The following is a 23,064-nucleotide window of genomic DNA, read 5'->3' on the forward strand; positions in this document are numbered from 1 at the left end:
CATAGGACAAAAAAGTCTCTATTTAAATTGTCTATTTTATTGACAGGGGACCAAAGTATGTTAAAATTATTTTGTAAATTAGTAGGTTATAAAGATTAAAAAAAGAAAGTGTACCTCTTAAAACAATTATTCTCACAACGTTAGTAACCGAGGTCCAAAAACTGAAGACTTTAAAAGCTGAATTTATTTGGGAGGCATTTATTTATGCAAGAAAATGATAAAGTTGTACCATCAGGGGTTAGAGGCTGGAATTGGGGAGCTTTTATGTATAACATTTTTTGGGGAATTGGTAACAAAACATATCTTCCTCTTTTATGTTTAATTCCACTTTTCAATATTATTTGGATTTTTGTATGTGGTTTTAAGGGTAATGAATGGGCATGGCAAAAAGGTAATTATAAAGACATAGAAACATTCAAAGCTGTACAGTCCACATGGAATCGCGCTGGACTTATTCAATTTATAATAGCTATTGTTGTTATTATCTTATATTTCCTATTTTTTGCTGCACTTTTTTCAAGCATGTATAATTCCTACTCAGACTAAAGCTTTAATTTCATGACAATAAATTATCAAAACTTTAAACTAGCACCTGCTTGATTTCGTATAGATATACGAATATAAATTGGTAAAATAGTTGTTAATCCATAAACTAAAGAGAAATAAAATGGAGTTGTCACATAAGTCAGGAAAATTTGAGTACTAACGCTAAATTAGACGGAGAATTTTGATTTATGGAACATATTTATGAGGAACAAAATAAATAGGGCTGGGTCAAAAGTTAACTTTTGACCCAGCCCTATTTTATGGATTTTACCCAACAGACCCTTCCATTTGATACTCAATCAGCCTGTTAAGCTCAACTGCGTACTCCATCGGCAGCTCCTTAGTAAAGGGTTCCACAAATCCCATAATAATCATTTCAGTTGCTTTCTCTTCAGTAATTCCACGACTCATTAAATAATAAAGTTGTTCTTCCGAAATCTTAGAAACTTTTGCCTCGTGTTCCATTGAAACATTTCCATTTTTGATTTCATTGAAGGGGATAGTATCGCTAGCACTCTTATCATCAAGGATAATAGTATCACATTCAACATGTGAGAACGATCCATCACTAGCACGACCGAAGCGAACCTTACCACGATAATCCACACGTCCACCATCTTTACACAAAGACTTAGAAACAATTGAACTCGATGTGTTCTTAGCATTGTGAATCATCCGCGCCCCGGTATCAGAAACAATATTCTTACCCGCAAATGCGATTGAAAGCATTGTTCCTCTTGCACCTTCAGCATTTAGATATACACTTGGATATTTCATTGTAACCTTGGAGCCCAGATTGCCGTCAACCCATTCCATCGTGCCATTCTCAAGAGCTTGGGCACGTTTTGTTTCCAAGCTATAAACATTATCCGACCAATTTTGAATTGTGGTATAACGACAATAAGCATCCTTCAATACGTTAACCTCGACGACTGCCGCGTGCAAGCTATCTTCAGAATAGTTAGGTGCTGTACATCCTTCAACATAGTTAACACTTGCACCCTCATCAACAATAATCAATGTCCGCTCAAACTGCCCACTATTTCCTGCATTAATGCGGAAATAACTCTGAATTGGCACCTCTGTTCTAACTCCCTTTGGTACATAAATAAATGTTCCCCCTGACCAAACTGCGGAATTCAATGCAGCAAATTTATTATCAGAAGGTGGTATCAACTTGCCAAAATACTTCTTTACTAATTCTGGATACTGCTGTACAGCTGAATCCGTGTCCATGAAGACAATTCCTAATTTTTCAAAATCGTCACGCATATTATGATAGACCACTTCAGACTCATATTGTGCAGAAGAACCAGCTAGATACTTACGTTCTGCCTCAGGTACACCTAAGCGATCAAAAGTCTTCTTGATATCTTCTGGAACATCTTCCCAGTTACGAGCAATTCCATTACTATCACGCCGAAAATAATTAATATGCTCTAAATTAAGAACAGATAAATCCGGTCCAAAATCAGGCATTTCCATCTGTTCATAGCGTCTAAATGATTTCAAACGAAAATCAAGCATCCAATCTGGTTCATTCTTGGCTGCTGAAATTTGACGCACAATCTCTTCACTAAGACCCTCACCAGTCGTCAAAATAGGCTGGATATCGTCCTTAAAACCATATTTATATTCTCCGCCCAGACCAAGCATACTTGCATCTGTCATATAATTTCCTCCTATAACTCATCGTGTCGCATCAAACCAATAGATGATTCATCATTACTATTTTCGATTACTTGATAGATTGCCTTCCAAGCTAACATTGCACACTTTATTCTTGCAGGAAATTGTGCAACTCCTTCAAGAATTGCTGCATCTCCCAGAATATCATCAATATTATCCTTTGAATCCCCTGTAACCATCTTCGAAAATGTCATTACCATCTGTTCAATTTGTGCAGGTGTCTTGCCAATTACCTCATCAGTCATCATACTCGCGGAGGCTTGACTTATTGTACACCCAGATCCTGAAAATGCCACATCAGACACCTTATCTTCCTTCATTGCAACTTGTACAGTCAAAACATCTCCACAAGTTGGATTACGCAACTCAAGTTGATGTTCAGCATTTTCAAGCGTTCCATGATGATGCGGATGCGCTGCATGTTCTAAAATCATCTGACGATACAAATTATCCAATCTAGACAATCCCATTTTTAAAGAACTCCTTTGTTGCCCTGATTGCTTCTACCAAACGTTGCCCATCTTCAATCGTATTATAGAGATAGAAACTGGCACGTGCCGTTGCTGCAACATTCAAGTATTCCATCAATGGCTGTGCACAATGATGACCTGCTCTGATTGCAACTCCTTCCATATCCAAAGCAGTTGCGACATCATGCGGATGCAATCCCTTGAGATTAAAAGAAATAATTCCTGTACGTTTTGCAGGATCTAATGGTCCGTAAATTTCTAATCCAGTAATCTTTAACAATTCTGGTAAAATGCTTGCAATCAAGGATTTCTCATAGCTTTCAATTTTTTCCATCCCTATACTTTCAAGATAGTCAATTGCTGCTCCCAGACCAACAACCCCTGCAATATTTTGCGTACCACCTTCAAATTTCCACGGTGCCTTTTTAAAAGTAGTCTCCTGCAACTGTACCCAATCAATCATCTCGCCACCAAATTCAAGTGGTGGCATCTGCTCTAATAACTCACTTTTACCCCAAAGAATTCCTATTCCAGTTGGAGCCATGAGCTTGTGCCCAGAAAAGGCGAAGAAATCAATGTCTAAAGCCTGTACATCAATTTTCATATGTGGCGTAGATTGTGCACCGTCAACCACCATAATTGCTCCATGCTTGTGCGCAATTTTAGCGAGTTCTGCCACAGGATTAATAACTCCAAGAACATTTGAAGCATGCGCCACTGACACAATCGCAGTTTTATCCGTAATCTGCTTTTTGGCACTTTCGATATCTAATTGTCCATCGGAAAGTAAATCAATATATTTCAAAGTTGCACCATTTTTCTTAGCAAGAATCTGCCATGGAACCAAATTGCTATGGTGCTCCATATATGAAATAACAATCTCGTCACCAGGCTTCACAAAAGTTCTACCATAACTTGCAGCTACCCAGTTCAAAGCTTCTGTGGTTCCTTTCGTATAAATAATCTCCTGCTCGCTAGGAGCATTTATGAAATGTGCAACTTTCTTACGTACACCTTCAAACTGTGCTGTTGCACGTTCTGCAAGAGTATGAACTCCACGATGAACATTAGCATTATCATGATAATAATAATTAGCCACTGCTTCAATTACTGCGCGTGGTTTTTGTGTTGTCGCCGCGTTATCAAGATATACTAACCGTTCATCATTTACCTTTTGATCAAGTATTGGAAAATCTTCAATAAGTTGTTTATTCATCTTTTTGACCATCGACAAGCTTCCTTTCGATAGTTACCCTTAATTGCTCTTCAATCGCCTTTGATGGAATAGCTGCCAATACAGGGCCCAGAAAGCCACGAATAACAAGACGTTCTGCAATTTTTTTAGGGAGACCGCGACTCATTAAGTAATACAATTGTTCCTGATTGACACGCCCTACACTAGCCGCATGACCAGCAGTTACATCATTATCATCAATTAACAGGATTGGATTAGCATCGCCTTTTGCCTTTGTTGACAACATCAAAACACGGCTCTCTTGTTGTGCATCCGATCCCTTCGCACCCTTGATGATATGTCCAATCCCGTTAAATGTCAGTGTTGAGCGTGATAGAATCACACCATGCTGCAAAATATGTCCGATTGTATGTCTTCCCATATTCGTAACGCGTGTATCGATTCCTTGTACTTGCTTACCAGTTGAAATTGCAACGACTTTAACTTCCGAGTGAGAACCATTTCCCACAAGATCAGAATCAAAGTCGCCTACAATATTTCCATCGTTCATCATCCCCATTGACCAATCAATCTTGGCGTTATCTTCAAGATGACCTCTACGGTTGAGATAAGTAGTTGTGTTAGCACCTAAACGGTCAACACTCGCAAATTTCACATGACTATCAGCTTCTGCAATGACTTCAACAATAATATTTGCGGTAGTTTCCTCACTACCAATAGTTGTCAAATTTTCAAGATACGAGAATTCACTGTTTCTTTCAGCAACAATTATTACATGATGTACATAATCCGTTTTTGCAGTTGCATCCTGCACAAAATAAGTCGTTAGCGGTTCTTTCACAACTGTATTCTTAGGAATATAAACAAATAACCCGCTTGTCAAATTTGCAACATGTTGTGCAGTTAATAAATCCTCGTTATACTTTACAGCCTTTTGCATAAAATATTTTTTGACCAAATCACTATGTTGTTCTAACGCGGTCTGCCAATCACAAATAATCACACCTTGTTCTTCTAATTCAGATAATCCGGTAGCTCGCACAGTATCTTGTCCTAGCTGTACAATCAGGTGTTTTGTTTCTTCAATGTTTAGTTCTGCTAGAAGTTTACTATCTGAGAAATGTTTTTTTAATACCCTTTTTAACTGAATCGGCCAACGCTGATATCTGATCTTCTCAAAATTCGGTAATTTCAACATTGGTTGGGCTTCAAGTGCCTTAATTCTCATTTCAGTAAACCATTTTGGCTCAGCTACACTCTTTGCATAGTCTTTGATTTCAGGATAACTCTCAAATTCAACCGTCATAATTCACCTCATCCCTACGCATCTTCGTCAACAAGCTTAATATCTAATCCAAGCTCATCTCTTATCCCTGCGTAACCTTCATCTTCCAATCGTTTAGCAAGCTCTGGTCCACCTTGCTTTACAATGCGACCGCCCATCATCACATGCACAACGTCAGGCACAATATAATTCAAGAGACGTTGATAATGCGTAATGATTAGTGAACCAAATTCTGGTCCCCTCATTTTGTTAACACCGCGTGAAACAACCTTTAATGCATCAATGTCCAAACCAGAATCAATTTCATCTAGAATCGCAAACTTTGGTTTAATCATCATCAATTGCAAAATTTCGTTACGCTTTTTCTCACCACCAGAAAAGCCCTCGTTAAGGTATCTCTCCGCCATTTCTTCAGTCATATCTAACACTGACATCGTCTCATCTAATTGTTTCAAAAAATTTCTAACTGAAATTGCATCATCTTCAGGTCGACGCGCATTAATTGCACCACGAATGAATTCTGCATTTGTCACTCCAGGAATCTCAGCTGGATACTGCATCGCCAAGAATAGACCTGCACGAGCACGCTCATCAACCGGCAGATTAAGAATATTCTCACCATTAAGCAAGACTTCTCCTTGAGTTACCTTATAGGCTGGATGCCCCATAATTGCTTCCGACAAAGTTGATTTCCCAGTTCCATTGGGTCCCATGATTGCATGAATTTCACCGGTTTTCATCGTCAAATTGACACCTTTTAGTATGTTTTTACCTTCAATTGAAACATGTAGGTCTTTTATTTCAAGTATCGACATCATTAACTCCTCCAATTTAGAACACGCCTTAATTTTAGCTTAATTGCGAATCGTTTTCAATTAGAAAATTCATTAAATTTGCAACTAACAATAACTAAATATAATAAGCCAATATCTCATCATTTAAAGCCACTCTTCTTTATACACATCTGGTTTGAACCCACAAGTAAAGTGGTCCCCCTCGATCATCAACGGTCTCTTGATTAATTTACCATCACTGGCTAGAATTTCGCTTGCTTCTTCATCAGTCATTGAAGGAACCTTGTCCTTCAATTGTAATTCACGGTACTTAATTCCACTCGTATTAAAGAAATATTTGATTGGATGATTCCCCTGCTTAATCAATGCCAATAATTCCTCTTTAGTTGGCGGAGTTCCCACAATATCAACTACATTATAAGATACATTTTCCTCGTCTAACCATTTTCGTGCTTTAGCACAAGTACTACAACGACTATAACAATACATTTTCTTCAACCAGGTCAACTCCTTTTTTATACTAGAATTCATTATAGTACAAGACATAATTTGTGACAAAGAAGTGTGAGCTAAAACGACTAGCACTGCTCGCTTTATAAAAAATAAACATAAAAAAAGAATGCAACTTTGCGGTTACAATCCTCTTTAAAACAAGTATTAATGAAAATCTTTGCTATTACTAAACATGTAACTCTTATTATGATACCTCATTGACATTATTAGCCCAATCCCAATCATATTTCCAATTAGTGAGGACCCACCTTGACTTATAAAGGGTAACGGAATACCTGTCAGTGGCAGTAACCCGATGCTCATCCCAATATTTTCAAATACATGGAAAAGTACCATCATAATTACCCCAGTGGAAATATATGCATAAAACTCGTTCTTAGTATCAAAAGTGACTTGAATCATTTGGAAAATCAATAATAGATATAAAAATATCAAGACACAGCCACCAATAAAACCAAAATTCTCTCCGATAACCGAAAAAATCATATCAGATTCACGTACTGGTACATATACATTTGAAACATTAAAACCCTTGCCCAGCAGCTTACCAGACCCAATTGCCTTCATACTCTGCCATAACTGATAACTTGTTGAAGACGTATTAGCTGAAGGATCCAACCACGCCTCAATTCGATCAAATTGATATGTCTTGAAACCAATTTGTTCAAGAATACTTCTTCCATATATTACTAAGGAAATGGCTGTAGTACCTAAAATCCCACCAGCAACCGTAATTGGCGCAATAATCTTCCATGTTATCCCTGAAACAATCACAACACCCCCGAAAATGGCGAAGAAAACAAGCATCGTCCCAAAATCATTTTGTAACTTAAGTAAAACAGCTATCGGGAATGTCCAGCCAAGCATCTTGAATAACAGTTTCCAGTCATTACTAGGAGTGTGTTCAATATATTCATTATTGTGCTGCGCAACAACTCGTCCTAACATCATAATATACGCAGGTTTCATGACTTCAGAAGGTTGAAAAGTCAAACTTCCAATTGCAAACCAACTCTTAGCGCCAGTCTTAGCGAAGTAATATCTGCTGTATAAAAATAAAACCGTTACTAAAAGAAATATCCCAACCCCGTATGCAATCGGAGCCAACTTCCACAGCTGTTCCGCATCAAACTGCATAATAATTACAATTGCGATAGTTCCAACTATATACCACGCTACCTGTGTCAGTATCATCTTGGTAATGCTAGATGTACTTGTATCGTGACTCGCAGCAACATATATTGATGCTATCCCAATCACAGCTAACACAAGAACTGAAAAGATGATACCGTAGTCAATCCGAACATCTTTATTGTCCGCCCTCGTTAATTGTCCTTCAGCCAATATAGCTCCTCCTTATAATACCTGCGAACTTAAACAGATATACTTAAATAATAAAACCGCTAGTATGAGTATCCATATCTACCGGATTTACAGAAATTCTATCTAACTCGCATGATGAAGATGATAGTCGCGGATCAACAGGTTGACCGCTTCGTCATGTGAACTAGTCTTGAAAGTTTCACCATTTGGAAGCAACGCTACAAAGCCCCTTTTTGAAACTCTGACACTACCTATGGTTACTGAACCTATTGTCAATATGATTTCAGACTCACCATTTACCATCTTTTCTTCTTCTTTAATCTCGATATTCTTCTCTTTATGTGACACTATTTTCCTCCCATGTGAGAATTATCTAAATATTCTAATAACTCACAAAGACTTTTTTTAATTTTGACTTGTTGTGCACTGTTATCTGTTATTACGCCTTAAATTGAATTTTTGAGGAACCGGATCATAACCGCCCTGTACTAGAGGATGGCACCTTAAAATCCTGAAAATTCCCATTAACAGTCCCTTAACGACACCATGTTTCTCCAAAGCTTGAATCATATAAGTAGAACAAGTTGGATAATACCGACAACTTGGTGGAAAAAAGGGGGAAATCCCTTTTTGATATCCACGTACGAGTAAAATCAACAGTCGTTTCATCAAGAATTCTCCCCCTTATTTTATAATTATTTCTTGCTTTTTTCTAAATGTTCTAATAAGAATCCCGTTCCCATTGCAACATCATCCAAAGGCGATTCAGCAACCATCACTGGAACTTTTAAATACTGTGAAAATAATTGATCAATTCCATTAAGCAATGCACCACCACCAGTTAAAACGATTCCACGATCAATAATATCTGCAGACAATTCAGGTGGTGTCTGTTCTAAGACATCTTTAGCGGCATCAATAACTGACATCATTGTTTCATGTAATGCACTCTCAATCTGATTAGAGGAAAGTGTAATCGTTCGTGGCAATCCATTCACAACATCACGTCCCCGAACTTCCATCTGTTCACCACGATGATCAGCCAAAACCGTCCCAATTTCAATTTTAATTTTTTCAGCAGTTCGTTCACCAATTTGTAAACCTTTTGTTTTGCGTGTATACGTCATAATGTCGGTATTCAAACGATCACCTGCTACTCTTAGCGAGCGGCTGACAACAATATCACCCAGAGAGAGAACTGCGATATCACTAGTTCCCCCACCAATATCGATTACCATACTGCCATGTGGTTGGAAAATATCCAAGCCAGCACCAATTGCGGCAACCTTAGGTTCTTCTTCAAGAAAGACATTTCCACCGCCAGATTTTTCCGCAGCTTGTCTAATTGCTTTACGTTCAATAGAAGTTGTATTAGTTGGACAACAAATTAAAATATTAGGTTTAGACATAAATCCTTTAACATTAAGTTTCTTAATAAAATATGAGAGCATTTGTTCAGTTATATCAAAATCAGCGATTACTCCATCCTTCAATGGACGAATTGCTCGAATATTATTTGGAGTCCGCCCGACCATCTTGTAGGCTTCTGAACCAACGGCTAATACCCTCCCTGTGTGAGTATCGATTGCAACTACTGATGGTTCATTCAAGACAATCCCCTTGCCTTTTAAATTAATTAAAACATTAGCAGTTCCCAAATCAATACCAATATCTTTAGCCATAGCTATTCTCCTTTAATAAATTTATATGTAGTATTTTAAAAATAAGAACAATTCTGATTGTTCTACAAAAAACCTACTACATTATATCACAAACAATCCCCCACAAAAATATTGAATTATAACAAATTTAGGATTAAGCGATGACTTTAGAGATACTTAATTATTAAGGCTTTGAAATTATTCTGCTTTTAACCTCATTCAAGTTTTCTTCATTGATCCTTGTAATTTCAGCTCCTAAAGCTGCAAGTTTCTGATGAAAATGATAGTACCCACGATCAAGGTACTTCAGATGTGTCACTTGAGTGTAACCTTCTGCAGCCAGGCCCGCTAAAACTAAAGCTGCAGCAGCGCGCAAGTCAGTTGCCGCTACCTCAGCACCGTGTAACTTTGTTGGGCCATGAAGAATTGCAGAACGGCCTTCAACTCTAACATCAGCATTCATTCTTCTTAATTCATCAAAGTGCATGAAACGATTCTCAAATACCGTTTCCGTTACAACACTCTCGCCCTTTGCCAATAGTTGCAAAATAGATATCTGTGGTTGCATATCTGTTGGAAAGCCAGGATGAGGTAATGTTTTAACCGCTACAGGGTTCAACTGTGTCGTTCCGATTACTCGAATTCCCTCATCCTCTTCAGTTACAGAAACCCCCATCTCTTCCAGTTTAGAAATTAACGGGCGGTTATGTTCTGCAATTGCGTTCTTAACTAAGACATTCCCATTAGTAACAGCAGCTGCCACCATAAATGTGCCAGCTTCAATTCTATCTTGCACAATTGTATGATCGGTGCCATGTAACTCATTCACACCAACAATTTTCAATCGTTCAGTTCCTGCACCGCTGACACTTGCACCCATTTTATTTAAAACATTTGCTAGGTCAACGATTTCAGGTTCACGCGCAACATTTTCAATAATAGTCGTCCCTTTAGCAAGGGTAGCTGCCATCATGATGTTCTCTGTTGCACCAACACTTGGAAAGTCCAAATAGATGTCTGCACCAACAAGTCCATCAGTTGTAGCCTCAATATAACCATCGTGATGTTCAACTATGGCACCCATCGCTTCAAGTCCCTTTAGATGCAGATCAATTGGTCTTGAGCCAATTGCACATCCTCCAGGCATTGCAACTTTAGCATGTCCTAAGCGTGCCAATAACGGACCAAAAACTACTATGGAAGCACGCATTTTGGAAACATATTTAAAAGGTGCTTCATATGATAACTCTGAAGTAGCATCCAATGACACAGTCTTGTTAACTTCGTCCATTTCAACTTTAACATTTAAAAAACGTAACACATTATTCATCATATAAACATCGGATAAGACCGGTACACTATCCAACTGCATTGTTCCTTCTTTTGCTAATAAACTCGCTGCCAAAATTGGTAAAACAGCATTCTTTGCTCCCTCAATTTCAACACTGCCGACAAGCTGGTTACCGCCATGAACGATTATTTTTTCCAAAATGATTCCTCCAAGTTATCATAATAAGTATTTTTTATTTTTGAAATAAATAAGACAAATTGCGTACATTATTTATGAAGTCCAAGAAAAATGAACTGCACATGTATCCAATTGCAATAGATACCATTACAATCAGAATTTTGAACATACCTTGTTTTTGTGAGGATATGTAACGATCTAGACGTAAGGCTTGCACACAATAAAACGCAAGAAAAACAAACACAAAGTTACATAAAATGTTAAGTAATGCAGTTAGTCCATAATAATTCATTATTCACACTCCTCTAAAAGATACAGTCTAATATTATCATAAAAAAAAATACAAGTCTTTAAATATGTAATAAGTTTGTAATATTTTAATCATTTCTTACTTTTAATGCACTGCACAAAAAAATCATCCGATTTATAAAATAATCGAATGATTAAAAATGAATATTTTTTTAACTGTTATTACTAGTGTCCTGAAATATTTATACGATTAACCGCTCTTCTTAATGCAATCTCAGCACGCTTAGTAGTATCAATATCATTACTTTGCTTTGCAGCTTCTAAACGACGTTCCGCACGTTCACGAGCCTTAGTAGCACGAACCATATCAATATTTTCCTTTTTCTCTGCACTATTTGCCACAATTGTTGCAACATTATCAGAGAACTCGACAAAGCCTCCACTGATTGCAATTTCATCAAACTTGTCATCAGTACCTTGTACTTTGACTCTCACTTCATCAATTTCTAGAGAAGCGATCAGAGGAATATGATTTGGTAAAATACCAATCTCACCCGCAATAGTCTTAAAAACTGCTAATCTTGTTTGACTCTCATAGACACTGCCATCAGGAGTAACCACACTAACTGTCAATAAATCTTCTTCAGCCATCAAAGTTACCCCCTTTATTTGCTAGTCATTTTCTTAGCTTTTTCAACTACCTCTTCGATGCGTCCAACTGAACGGAATGCATCTTCAGGAAGATCGTCATATTTACCTTCCAAAATATCCTTGAAACCTGTAACAGTTTCCTTAACTGGAACATAAGAGCCTGGTACACCAGTAAACTGTTCTGCAACATGGAAGTTTTGTGATAAGAAAAATTGGATACGTCGAGCACGAGCGACAATTACCTTTTCATCATCAGAGAGTTCATCCATCCCAAGAATTGAGATGATATCTTGCAGCTCACGATAACGCTGTAAAACATGCTGAACATCAGTAGCAATTTTATAATGTTCTTCACCAACTATTTCTGGTGCTAAAGCACTAGAAGTAGAAGCTAAAGGATCAACGGCAGGATATATACCTTGCTGTGTCAGACTACGTTCAAGGTTAGTTGTAGCATCCAAATGAGCGAAGGTTGTTGCTGGTGCTGGATCAGTATAATCATCAGCTGGAACATAGACAGCCTGAATAGACGTTACTGACCCCTTCTTTGTAGATGTGATACGTTCTTGTAACTGACCCATTTCTGTAGCAAGCGTTGGTTGGTACCCAACGGCTGACGGAATACGGCCAAGCAACGCTGAAACTTCTGAACCAGCCTGCGTAAAGCGGAAAATATTATCAATAAATAGCAGTACGTCTTGTCCTTCTGTATCACGGAAATATTCTGCAATCGTCAATCCCGTCAGAGCAACACGCATACGTGCACCAGGCGGCTCGTTCATCTGACCGAACACCATGGCCGTTTTCTCCAAGACACCTGATTCTTTCATCTCAAAATAAAGGTCATTACCTTCACGAGTTCGTTCACCAACACCTGTAAACACGGAAATACCGTTATGTTCTTGTGCAATATTGTGAATAAGTTCCTGAATTAAAACAGTCTTCCCAACACCGGCACCACCGAACAATCCGATTTTTCCACCTTTAATATAAGGTGCAAGTAAATCAATAACCTTAATACCTGTTTCAAGAATTTCAACTTTCGTATTCAATTGGTCATATGGTGGTACTTCACGATGGATTGGATGACGAGCTGCATCATCCGCAAATTCTTCACCACCATCAATTGATTCACCTAGAACATTGAACACACGTCCTAACGTTTCCTTACCTACTGGAACACTAATTGATGTACCAGTATCTTCAACTTTTGCACTTCTTTGAACACCATCTGTTGAATCCATCGCTATAGTACGCATTACTCCATCACCAAGTTCAAGAGCAACTTCAACAACAAGATTTGAGCCGTTTGCTCGTTCAACATTCAGCGCATTATTAATATCAGGTAATTTTTCGCTAAGAGGAAATTGAACATCAATAACAGGTCCGATAACTTGAACTACTTTACCAGAACTCATTTAAACATTCCTCCAATCATCTTATTAATCAAGAGCAGCTTGTGCGCCTGTAATTTCCGTAATTTCAGTAGTAATCGCGCTTTGACGAGCTCGGTTATACTGTAATTCCAATGAGGAAATAATATCCTTTGCATTATCAGTTGCAGACTTCATCGCCATTGAACTAGAGCCATGTTCAGAAGTTTTTGCATCAAGAATTGCACCATAGATTAAACTTTCTGCATATTGGGGCAATACTACTTCTAAAATTGCATCTTCTGAAGGTTCCATCTCATATTCAGCCGAAAATCCTTGTTCATTGTCTTCTGTTAAATCATCATTGCCTACATTCATTGCAGAAATTGGCAACATTGGTTCAGCACGAAACTCTGATGTCAGTGAATTGACAAAGTGATTATAACAAACAAATAGTTCATCATAGGTTTCATCATCATACATATCAATAATTTTTTTAACTAATTGATGAGTTTCTCTGAATTTTGGAATGTCCTTAACTCCACGAAATTCAAAGGGAACTTTGTAGCCCCTCTTCTTAAAGAAGTCGGCGCCAGTACCGCCAACCGCAATAATCACTATATCTTCTGTGGAATGGTTGCCACCACTGATTAATTCCAGTGTCTGTTTGATTACATTACTATTGTAACTCCCCACTAATCCACGATCAGAAGTAATTACCACAATCCCTGTACATTTTACTGGCCGTTTAACAAGCATGCTCAATCCATCAATCTGATCATCATTTTCACGCGCTTCTTTCGAGCGAGGTGTAATAGATGCACCCCCATCAAGAAGATGAGACTTGGCAAGATGAGTGATAACACTACGAATTTTATTAGCATACACCTGATAGCTAGTCGTATGACGTTGAATCTGACTCAATTTAGCAGTCGAAACCATCTGCATTGCACCAGTGATTTGTTCTGTCTTTTTAGTTGAAGAGATTCTTCGCTTAATTTCTTGTAGAGAAGCCCCCACTAGCCTTCACCGACCTTTCTATTTCCCAGCAGTTGCTTGAAATCCATTAGCAAAATCTTTAATTCCTTCATCAAGTTTGTCTGTATCTGGCAGAGCACCCGTTTCCTTGATAGAATCCAATAAATCCTTATGGTTGTTGTCAAAGAAAGCGAATAACTCACCCTGATAACGCATAATATCATCAACTGGGACAGCATCCAAGAAACCATGTGTCAATGCATACAAAATCAAAACTTGTTTCTCAACTACCAATGGTTCATGCAAAGGTTGCTTCAGGACTTCAACAGTCCTACGACCACGACCCAACTTAGCTTGTGTAGCAGCATCTAAGTCAGAACCGAATTGTGCAAATGATTCCAATTCACGATATGATGCTAAATCAAGACGTAAGGTCCCAGATACCTTCTTCATTGCCTTAATCTGAGCAGCACCACCAACACGAGAAACAGATGTCCCAGCATCAATCGCTGGACGAATACCTGAATAGAAATTGTTACTATCCAAGAATATCTGACCATCAGTAATTGAAATAACGTTTGTAGGAATATAGGCAGAAACATCACCCGCTTTTGTTTCAATAAATGGTAAAGCGGTCATTGAACCACCACCCAATTCATCACTCAACTTAGCAGCACGTTCCAATAAGCGTGAATGCAAGTAGAAAACATCACCAGGATAAGCTTCACGACCAGGTGGACGTCTCAAAATCAAGGAAAGTTCACGATAAGCATCCGCTTGCTTTGTTAAATCATCATAAATAATTAGAACATGTTTGCCATTGTACATGAATTCTTCACCCATGGCAGCTCCAGAATATGGTGCAAGCCATAATATAGGTGCTGGAGATGAGGGACCAGCAGAAACAACAATTGTATATTCCATAGCACCATAGCTACGAAGTGTTTCCACCTGACTTCTAACCGTTGACTCTTTTTGACCAATCGCAACATAGACACAAATCATATTCTGATCTTTTTGATTAATAATCGTATCAATCGCAACAGAAGTCTTACCTGTCTTACGGTCACCAATTACCAACTCACGCTGTCCACGACCAATAGGTACCAATGCATCAATCGCTTTAATACCTGTTTGCAACGGTTCACTAACTGACTTACGTTGCATAACACCAGGTGCTTTCTTCTCGACTGGACGAGTCTTGTCGACTTTAATTTCTCCTAAGCCATCAATTGCTTGACCCAAAGGATTAACTACACGTCCAATCAGTTGTTCACCCACTGGAACTTCCATAATTCTTCCAGTTCTTTTAACACTGTCACCTTCACGAATCCCTTGATAAGAACCAAGAATAACGATACCAACATCGTTTGACTCAAGGTTTTGCGCCATTCCCAACGTTCCATCAGCGAATTCAAGTAATTCACCTGCCAAGGCGTTATCAAGTCCAGTTGCACGGGCAATCCCATCACCGACATATGTAACTGTTCCGACTTCATCAACTTTGAGTTCGTCGTGATAATTTGCTAATTGCTGTTTAATCAGAGCACTTATTTCCTCAGCCTTAATGCTCATAGAAGTTTCACCTCTTTATATAATCATTTCAAAAGCATTCTTTTGATTTGTGCAAATCTTAACTTTAAAGAACCATCATAGATATAGTCATTCGATCTAAGAATTACTCCTCCAATAATATCGGAGTCAACTTTCTCTTCCAGTATCACTTTGTTTGCACCAACAATTCTCGCAAAAGAATCTGCTAATTTAGCCTTTTGTTCACTATCTAAAGGAATAGCCGTTGTAACTGTTGCTTTGACTGTTTTCTCGTATTCATCGTTTAATCTATTATATTCATCAATAATGACAGCCAAATCACCAATACGATTATAGTCAAACAACATATCCAACAAGTTCTTTAAAGTCTCGGAAGCTGAATCACCCAAAGTTCTGATAAACTTTTGCTTATCAGTTCTAGCAATTTGCTTGCTAGTCAAAAGCAACATCATTTTAGGTTCATCAACGAGCACTTGCTTTAGTTCTGCCAATTCCGTTTTAAGATCTTGACGTTCATCTTTTTCAAGTGCCAATTCAAACAGTGCACTCCCATATCGGTGGGCTATCATTGTCTTATTTAACTTCATTTTGCTTCCCCAACCCTTCGATATAAGAATCAATTAAGGCCTTTTGATCACCAAGCTGCAAGTTCTTCGAGATAACCTTTGAAGCAATTTCAAGTGACAATTCAGCTACATCATTCTTGACGCCTTCTAAAGCATCTTGGCGTTCGCGTACAATATCTTGCTTTGCTGTTTCCTTAAATGATTGGGCTTCGCTATGAGCATTTTCAACAATGATATTTTTTTGCTGTTCACCATTTTTCTTTGCACGCTCAATAATTTGTGATGCCTCAACATGCGACTCCTTCAGAGCGCTCTGCCTTTTTTCTGCGAGTTCCTCAGCCTTTTGTCGAGCATCCTCAGCAGAATCGATATCATCTGCAATTTTATTTGCACGCTTATCCATCATCTCATTGACAGGACCCCATGCAAAATGTTTCAACAGTGCAAGTAACACGATAAACAAGACTAGATAAAATAACATATCTCCCCATTTAACAGACGTTGCAACAGTACCAAGTATAAAATCTGTACCCATTTAATTGACACCTCCTCTGTTTTGCCAACTTAAATAATTCAAATCTGTTCAAACAGAAGATTATTTTGCCAACAAAAGAAATGAAATAACAATTGCGATAATTGGAACGGCTTCAACCAAACCAACACCGATGAACATATTAGTACGTAATTTACCTTCTAATTCAGGTTGACGCGCCATACCTTCGATCATTTTAGAAATTACAAGACCGTTACCAATCGCAGCACCAATTGCAGCACCTGCAGCGGCTAAACCTGCACCTATTAAAGCTAATGAACTCATAGTTAAATCCTCCTTGTTTACTCTTTTTCAATTTTTTGAGATATATAAACCATCGTCAAAGTTACAAACACATAGGCTTGAATACTCCCAATAAATACAGAAAATGCTTGCCAGATAAGTTCCAATGGAATAGCTGGAATAAATGATACCAGCCCAAATGACTTACCAAACTCATAAATCAACTTCAGCAGAACCTCACCAGAATAGATATTACCGTATAATCGAAGGGCCAGTGTAAGAAAGTTTGTAAATTCTTCAAGTATGCTTATGGGAAGCAAATAAGGAATTGGGCTTAAATAGGTATTTTTGATATACCCTCTAAAGCCAAATTTTTTGACTCCCAAGAAATGTGCAAAAAGCAAAACCATAAAAGCAAGTGTCATTGTTGTCATAGCATCCGCTGTTGGACTTCTAATGTAATCTATATTATTTACATTAACCTGCAGCATCAACCCTAACTGGTTCGACACAAATATGAAAGAAAACAATGTAAAAATCAGGAGTCCAAATTGACTTCCTTCTTTATTGGGCATTGTACTCTTAATAATACCGTTGGTAAAATCGATTATCCATTCAAGAACGTTTTGTCTTCCCGTAGGTTTCAGCCGTATTTTGCGTGACAACCAAAACATAGTAAAAAACACGATTATTGCCGCAAGTAAACCCGGCAGATCATTGCTAATGTTGAAAGGAATTCCAAAGATTTCTTGAACATATGCTCCCTCATTCACCAAGTCTCACCTCTCTTCCTCTTGATGGCATGACTCATCAAATTTAGAAAAATATGTGCAAAAGCCTAATAACAAGCGCTTTTTAATACACAAGAAATGATACCACCATTTAAGAAAAATTACAAAACGTTTTTAAAGACTTGGAGAGCGCTTTCTTATATGATATAATAATCTTTTATAATTAAATAATTATTATTATTATTATTTCACTTGCTGCATCCATCCTTATTTGTGTACTGCTTGGCAAGTATGATTTGTGTACTTGGGTCTTTTAAAAGAAAAATATGTCATCCATACTGATACTGTCTAAAATAGGTTTCCTTGTGTACAATATAAATATATTTTTTTTTGCAAATAAATTAATGATCTTGTGATTTCTCTCATTCAACAAAAAAACATGATAAAATTCTGGTATAAGTTGGTAAAATTTGGATAATAATCCAAAAATAAATTACAATCAAAATATGCTCTCTCTTATGAATAATTCAAAGTTGAACAAAGAATCTTAAATGATAAAATAAAAAAGTTGAATCAAAATGTAACTTTTGACCCAACCTCTCCATACTTCATTATTGTAAAATCATTTTTCTAATAAAATAATATAATTACTTAGTACCAAATAAGCGGTCTCCTGCATCACCTAAACCGGGAACAATATAACCATTTTCATTTAGATGATCATCCAGTGCTGCCGCAAAAATATCAATATCGGGATGTGCAGCACGTAAAGCCTTGACTCCTTCAGGTGCGGCAACGAGACAAACAAATTTTATTGTGACCGCTCCGCGTTTCTTTAACGCATCAACAGCCATAATCGCAGAACCTCCTGTTGCAAGCATTGGATCAACTACAAAAATCTCACGACTCTCCATATTTTCAGGCATCTTGACGAAATACTCAACTGGCTTCAATGTTTCCTCGTCACGATACATTCCTACATGTCCAACTTTTGCCGCTGGAATCAACTCAAGAATTCCATCAACCATTCCTAACCCCGCACGTAAAATAGGTACAATCACAACTTTTTTGCCGGTAAGGCTCTTCTTCGTTGTAACAGTTATCGGTGTTTCGACCTGAACATCTTCAAGTGGCATGTCTCTTGATACCTCATAGGCCATCAACTCAGCAATTTCATTAACAACCTCACGAAATTCGCGTGTTCCACAATTCTTATCACGAATAATTGTTAACTTATGTTGGATCAATGGATGATCAAGTACTTCAAATTTTCCCAATCTAGACACTCCTTCTTTATTCTTAACTATTTTAGCGGAAAAAAAGTAATTTGGCTAGCTTATTTCATCTTAAATTAATTTACAAAAAATTGATCTCCTGCAGCTTTTTTCAAGCGATTCATATAGGCAATTCCTAAGCCCTCTTCTGCGAAACCTGCAACTAGAATCTTTTTTATATCTTCATGGTCATCAAAATACCTTAACCCTGCAAAAAGATTATGACTTGCCTGCTCAATATCAGCTCCTAAATCAAAAAAATCACAATTTTCTGGAAGGTTTTGTTTCTGCACCTGTGAAGCCATTACACCAATTCGATCAGATTGTTCTTTGGCCCATGTTATTGCAGCCTTCCACTTATCTTCCTCAACTATTAGTACTTGTGCGTCAGGAGCATAATGCTTGTATTTCATTCCTGGAGCTTTGGGAGTTTCATCTGCACCAATCTTATGTTGATCTGTACCCAATTGTTTCTGCAAAACATCTTCTATTTCTTCAACTGTAACTGCACCTGGACGCAAGATAAGCGGTTTTTCAGTCGACATATCAATAATTGTTGACTCAACTCCAACTTGAGTTGGCCCATCATCAACAATTCCCGCAATTCTTCCTTCAAGATCATGATAAACATGTGCTGCAGTAGTGGGACTCGGCTTCCCAGATGAATTAGCTGATGGTCCCACAATTGGAACTCGCGCAAATTCTATTAATTTTCTAGTAACCTCACTTTGAGGCATTCTAAAAGCAGCGGTCTTTAGTCCACCAGTAACTGCTTTTGAAAGAGAATTGGGTTTAATATTAAATACTAATGTCAATGAACCAGGCCAAAAATTTTTAATTAACTTCCTAGCATCATCGCTAATATCTCTTGCAAACTTTTCCATCATCTCAATTGAGGAGACCGTAACTATTAATGGATTATCAGATGGCCGCCCTTTCGCTAAGTAAACTCGTTTAACTGCCAATTCATTCGTAGCATCTGCTCCAAGACCATAAACCGTTTCGGTAGGAAATGCAATCAGTTCGCCTTTACTTAATTCATCTGCAGCTTGTTTTACTTCAGTTGGCTTATAGATTTTTGTAATCAGCATCTTTTCTTCTCCTTATCATATCGTTACTTTTACCATTCGATCATTTCCATAAAAGTCCTGTCTAATTTCAACTCTGCCTATATTCTCGAATAATTTTGCGACTTGTTTCCCTTGCTTAAATCCAATTTCCAAATAAAGCTTTCCACCTGGTTTAAGGTAGTTCACAATTTCTTCGGCAAACTTACGATAAAAAAACAAACCATTTTCTTGTGCAAATAATGCTTCTTTAGGTTCATACTTAAGCACCGATTTGTCCATCAAGTTCACTTCAGTAGTTGCAATATATGGTGGATTAGAGACTATCAAATCGTATTTATCGTCTAAAACAGACAATAAATCCCCCGCTGCAAACCTAACATCTGCTCCCAAATTAATTGTATTTATCCGTGCAACCGCTAAAGTTTTCTCCGAAATATCTGACAAAGTCACGTCCCAATTAGGGCGTTCAAGCTGCAAAGATATCCCAATTGCACCTGTCCCGGTACCAATATCAGCTATTTTCTTTGCTGCATCAGCTAACGGGTTATCTAATATTATCCATTCAACCAGTTCTTCTGTTTCAGGACGGGGTATCAATGTGTCTTCCGTCACCTGAAAGGCATGTCCAAAAAACTGCGTATGTCCTAGAATATATTGCACCGGCCAATCCGCTTGATACATTTTTACTGATTTTTTAAATTGCTCAAACTCAGTACCAGTTAGATTTGTCCGCAAATTCTCCAACAATTGTACCTCATTCCATCCCCTAATATCCATTAGAAGTAGTCCAATTGCATTCTTTTTCTCTTCATCATCTTTATTTATAAAAGAAAAAGCCCATTTCTGGGCCTCAAAAAAACTCATGCTAATCATTTTTGCAGACTCTCCAATGCTTTGGTCTGATCAAATAAAATCAATGCATCAATCACATCTTCCAACTCGCCATTCATAATACGATCTAGCTTATTAAGTGTTAAACCAATGCGGTGATCTGTGACACGATTTTGTGGGTAGTTGTAAGTCCTGATTCGTTCGGAACGATCTCCTGTTCCCACGGCTGACTTACGATTTTGATCATATTCGCTTTGCTCTTTTGAAGAATAATAATCATATACACGTGCTTTCAAGATTTTCATTGCTTTTTCACGGTTTTGTTGTTGTGAACGCTGGTCCTGCATTGCCACAACAATTCCAGTGGGCAAATGTGTCATTCGAACGGCTGAAGATGTCTTATTGATATGTTGTCCGCCAGCACCGGAAGAACGATAAACATCTACACGGATATCCTTTGGATCCAAATCAATCTCAACATCCTCTTCTTCAGGCATAACTACCACAGTTGCTGTTGAAGTATGCACCCGGCCTGCGGATTCTGTCACAGGAACTCGTTGAACACGATGGGCCCCATTCTCGTATTTTAGTTTTGAATAGACACTGTCACCATTGATCAGCAATGCGATTTCCTTAAATCCCCCAACTTCTGTGACATTCTTATCCAAGACTTCAATTGTCCAGCCTTCTTTTTCAACAAATTTAGAATACATTCCAAATAAGTCAGCTGCAAAAAGACTAGCTTCATCTCCGCCAGCAGCACCACGAATTTCCATAATAATATTTTTTTCATCATTGGGGTCCTTAGGTAATAATAGGACCTTAATCTCAGCTTCTAATGCCTCTTTATCAGCCTTTGCTGCCGCTAATTCTTCTTTAACCATTGAAGCCATCTCGTCATCGAGTTTCTCACCTAACATCTCTTCATCATCTTTGATAGTTTGAACAGCTTCTTTGTACTGAGCATACTTCTCAACAGTCTCTCTTAAATCAGCCATTTCCTTTGAAAGACTCGTAAACTTTCTAGTATCACTGATAATATCCGGATCAGATAGTAATTCGCCCAACTCTTCATAGCGATCCTCAAGCGATTGCAAGCGATCAAATAAATCATTCATTTAAAAACATTCCTCCATCTTTTCTTCTATAATATTTATAATTTATTAATTCAAAGGCGGCCTTAAATAATGCTTACGACATACAGGATAATATGCTTCATTTCCGCCAATCAAGATTTGCTCACCATTATATACTGGATGTCCATCGTGAACTCTAAGATTCATAATTGCTTTCTTAGCACAAAACCAGCAAATTGTCTTCATCTCTTCGATCTTATCAGCATATAATAACAAGTATTTCGAGCCTTCAAATAATTCATTACGAAAATCATTTTTCAATCCAAAAGCCATAACTGGAATATTTATCTCATCAACAATCCTAGCAAGTTCCTTGATATGGTGCTGCCTCAAAAACTGTGCCTCATCAATTAACACACATGCTATTTTCTTGTCTATCCTAGTAATTAACTCATAAACATCTGTATCTTCGTAAATTGGAGTAGCTCTTCTTTTTAACCCAATCCGGCTTGTGATAAATCCAATTTCATCCCGATCATCAACAGCACTAGTCATAATTATGACTGCCTTATTTTGTTCCTCATAATTATGTGCAACTTTCAATATTTCAATACTCTTTCCACTATTCATTGCACCATAACGGAAAAACAACTGTGCCATGACTATCAACTCCAAATTTTTACTTTCCTAATTAAGTATATATGATTTTCTTATAGATTTCACTATTCATATGACAGATGTTTCAGTATTTCTATTAAGAATGGTTTTTTATCTGGCAGTACACTAACCTTTTCTCTAGATTTTGTGCTATTATTCTCTTTGTGATTACAAAAGACAATATGACATGAGTTTGAAAGTTTTGATTATCAGTTCAAATTATGAGTATCGTGTTTTTTACTAGAAGTAATTTTAATTTGGACTAATTAATTAACTCTTTGAACACATTTATAAGTAATTAACACGGGGAGTGTGCCATAAGTCAGGAAAATTTG

Annotated in this window: 26 protein-coding genes; 1 reads left to right on the forward strand and 25 read right to left on the reverse strand. The window is 37.6% G+C overall.

Annotation, left to right across the window (positions count from 1 at the left end):
• Positions 1-204 precede the first annotated feature (204 nt).
• A complete protein-coding gene (locus ABF682_RS07455) occupies positions 205-546 on the forward strand; it encodes a ribonuclease G (protein WP_289977213.1) in 342 nt (113 codons plus the stop codon).
• A 267-nt stretch (positions 547-813) separates the two neighbouring features.
• Here ABF682_RS07455 and sufB read toward each other — a convergent pair whose 3' ends face one another.
• The 25 genes from sufB to ABF682_RS07580 all read right to left on the reverse strand — a co-directional run bounded on the left by sufB (position 814) and on the right by ABF682_RS07580 (position 22,732).
• A complete protein-coding gene (gene sufB / locus ABF682_RS07460; RefSeq protein ID WP_415619430.1) occupies positions 814-2,217 on the reverse strand; it encodes a Fe-S cluster assembly protein SufB in 1,404 nt (467 codons plus the stop codon).
• A gap of 11 nt (positions 2,218-2,228) precedes the next feature.
• Positions 2,229-2,705: a Fe-S cluster assembly sulfur transfer protein SufU gene (gene sufU / locus ABF682_RS07465; protein WP_289977215.1), complete on the reverse strand. Its 477-nt coding sequence runs from the start codon at positions 2,703-2,705 to the stop codon at positions 2,229-2,231.
• Positions 2,692-3,933: a cysteine desulfurase gene (locus tag ABF682_RS07470; RefSeq protein WP_289977216.1), complete on the reverse strand. Its 1,242-nt coding sequence runs from the start codon at positions 3,931-3,933 to the stop codon at positions 2,692-2,694. The genes sufU and ABF682_RS07470 overlap by 14 nt, the downstream gene beginning before the upstream one ends.
• Positions 3,914-5,206, reverse strand: a complete 1,293-nt coding sequence (sufD, locus tag ABF682_RS07475; protein WP_289977217.1) for a Fe-S cluster assembly protein SufD — start codon at positions 5,204-5,206, stop codon at positions 3,914-3,916. The genes ABF682_RS07470 and sufD overlap by 20 nt, the downstream gene beginning before the upstream one ends.
• A 14-nt stretch (positions 5,207-5,220) precedes the next feature.
• Positions 5,221-6,000 (reverse strand): Fe-S cluster assembly ATPase SufC, encoded by a 780-nt coding sequence (gene sufC / locus ABF682_RS07480; RefSeq protein WP_289977218.1) that lies wholly within the window; start codon positions 5,998-6,000, stop codon positions 5,221-5,223.
• 123 nt (positions 6,001-6,123) lie between these two features.
• Positions 6,124-6,477 (reverse strand): arsenate reductase family protein, encoded by a 354-nt coding sequence (locus ABF682_RS07485; RefSeq protein WP_289977220.1) that lies wholly within the window; start codon positions 6,475-6,477, stop codon positions 6,124-6,126.
• A 159-nt stretch (positions 6,478-6,636) separates the two neighbouring features.
• Positions 6,637-7,839 carry an FtsW/RodA/SpoVE family cell cycle protein gene (locus ABF682_RS07490; RefSeq protein WP_289977707.1) on the reverse strand — a complete coding sequence of 401 codons (1,203 nt, stop codon included), beginning with the start codon at positions 7,837-7,839 and terminating at the stop codon, positions 6,637-6,639.
• Between the two features lie 99 nt (positions 7,840-7,938).
• Positions 7,939-8,163 carry a DUF2969 family protein gene (locus tag ABF682_RS07495; protein ID WP_289977222.1) on the reverse strand — a complete coding sequence of 75 codons (225 nt, stop codon included), beginning with the start codon at positions 8,161-8,163 and terminating at the stop codon, positions 7,939-7,941.
• A gap of 81 nt (positions 8,164-8,244) precedes the next feature.
• A complete protein-coding gene (gene yidD, locus ABF682_RS07500) occupies positions 8,245-8,484 on the reverse strand; it encodes a membrane protein insertion efficiency factor YidD (protein WP_289977228.1) in 240 nt (79 codons plus the stop codon).
• 26 nt (positions 8,485-8,510) lie between these two features.
• Positions 8,511-9,497, reverse strand: coding sequence for a rod shape-determining protein (locus ABF682_RS07505; RefSeq protein ID WP_289977229.1), 987 nt, complete (start codon positions 9,495-9,497; stop codon positions 8,511-8,513).
• A 163-nt stretch (positions 9,498-9,660) separates the two neighbouring features.
• Positions 9,661-10,965, reverse strand: a complete 1,305-nt coding sequence (murA, locus tag ABF682_RS07510) for a UDP-N-acetylglucosamine 1-carboxyvinyltransferase (RefSeq protein ID WP_289977231.1) — start codon at positions 10,963-10,965, stop codon at positions 9,661-9,663.
• Between the two features lie 34 nt (positions 10,966-10,999).
• The gene (locus ABF682_RS07515; RefSeq protein WP_289977232.1) at positions 11,000-11,236 is read right to left on the reverse strand and encodes a DUF1146 family protein; all 237 of its coding nucleotides are present in this window, start codon (positions 11,234-11,236) and stop codon (positions 11,000-11,002) included.
• Positions 11,237-11,418: 182 nt separating this feature from the next.
• Positions 11,419-11,844, reverse strand: a complete 426-nt coding sequence (locus ABF682_RS07520) for a F0F1 ATP synthase subunit epsilon (protein ID WP_289977234.1) — start codon at positions 11,842-11,844, stop codon at positions 11,419-11,421.
• A gap of 14 nt (positions 11,845-11,858) precedes the next feature.
• Positions 11,859-13,262 carry a F0F1 ATP synthase subunit beta gene (gene atpD / locus ABF682_RS07525; protein ID WP_289977235.1) on the reverse strand — a complete coding sequence of 468 codons (1,404 nt, stop codon included), beginning with the start codon at positions 13,260-13,262 and terminating at the stop codon, positions 11,859-11,861.
• A 24-nt stretch (positions 13,263-13,286) separates the two neighbouring features.
• Positions 13,287-14,237, reverse strand: a complete 951-nt coding sequence (locus ABF682_RS07530; protein ID WP_289977236.1) for a F0F1 ATP synthase subunit gamma — start codon at positions 14,235-14,237, stop codon at positions 13,287-13,289.
• A gap of 18 nt (positions 14,238-14,255) precedes the next feature.
• A complete protein-coding gene (gene atpA / locus ABF682_RS07535) occupies positions 14,256-15,770 on the reverse strand; it encodes a F0F1 ATP synthase subunit alpha (RefSeq protein WP_289977237.1) in 1,515 nt (504 codons plus the stop codon).
• A gap of 23 nt (positions 15,771-15,793) precedes the next feature.
• Complete coding sequence (gene atpH / locus ABF682_RS07540) at positions 15,794-16,336, reverse strand: ATP synthase F1 subunit delta (RefSeq protein ID WP_415619431.1); 543 nt, start codon at positions 16,334-16,336, stop codon at positions 15,794-15,796.
• Entirely contained in the window at positions 16,323-16,850 is a 528-nt protein-coding gene (gene atpF, locus ABF682_RS07545; RefSeq protein WP_289977239.1) for a F0F1 ATP synthase subunit B, read from the reverse strand. Before atpF ends, atpH begins: the two co-directional genes overlap by 14 nt.
• Before the next feature lie 60 nt (positions 16,851-16,910).
• Complete coding sequence (gene atpE, locus ABF682_RS07550; protein ID WP_289977241.1) at positions 16,911-17,132, reverse strand: F0F1 ATP synthase subunit C; 222 nt, start codon at positions 17,130-17,132, stop codon at positions 16,911-16,913.
• A 17-nt stretch (positions 17,133-17,149) separates the two neighbouring features.
• The gene (gene atpB / locus ABF682_RS07555; protein WP_289977242.1) at positions 17,150-17,863 is read right to left on the reverse strand and encodes a F0F1 ATP synthase subunit A; all 714 of its coding nucleotides are present in this window, start codon (positions 17,861-17,863) and stop codon (positions 17,150-17,152) included.
• Between the two features lie 605 nt (positions 17,864-18,468).
• On the reverse strand, positions 18,469-19,098 hold the full coding sequence (upp, locus tag ABF682_RS07560) for a uracil phosphoribosyltransferase (RefSeq protein ID WP_289977243.1): 630 nt from the start codon (positions 19,096-19,098) through the stop codon (positions 18,469-18,471).
• Between the two features lie 74 nt (positions 19,099-19,172).
• On the reverse strand, positions 19,173-20,186 hold the full coding sequence (locus tag ABF682_RS07565; protein WP_289977244.1) for an L-threonylcarbamoyladenylate synthase: 1,014 nt from the start codon (positions 20,184-20,186) through the stop codon (positions 19,173-19,175).
• A gap of 15 nt (positions 20,187-20,201) precedes the next feature.
• A complete protein-coding gene (gene prmC / locus ABF682_RS07570) occupies positions 20,202-21,038 on the reverse strand; it encodes a peptide chain release factor N(5)-glutamine methyltransferase (RefSeq protein WP_415619432.1) in 837 nt (278 codons plus the stop codon).
• Positions 21,035-22,114, reverse strand: coding sequence for a peptide chain release factor 1 (gene prfA / locus ABF682_RS07575; protein ID WP_415619433.1), 1,080 nt, complete (start codon positions 22,112-22,114; stop codon positions 21,035-21,037). Before prfA ends, prmC begins: the two co-directional genes overlap by 4 nt.
• Positions 22,115-22,159: 45 nt before the next feature.
• On the reverse strand, positions 22,160-22,732 hold the full coding sequence (locus tag ABF682_RS07580; protein WP_289977247.1) for a thymidine kinase: 573 nt from the start codon (positions 22,730-22,732) through the stop codon (positions 22,160-22,162).
• Positions 22,733-23,064: the final 332 nt, after the last annotated feature.

It is taken from the genome of Liquorilactobacillus sp. (assembly GCF_047719775.1).
Classification (GTDB): domain Bacteria; phylum Bacillota; class Bacilli; order Lactobacillales; family Lactobacillaceae; genus Liquorilactobacillus.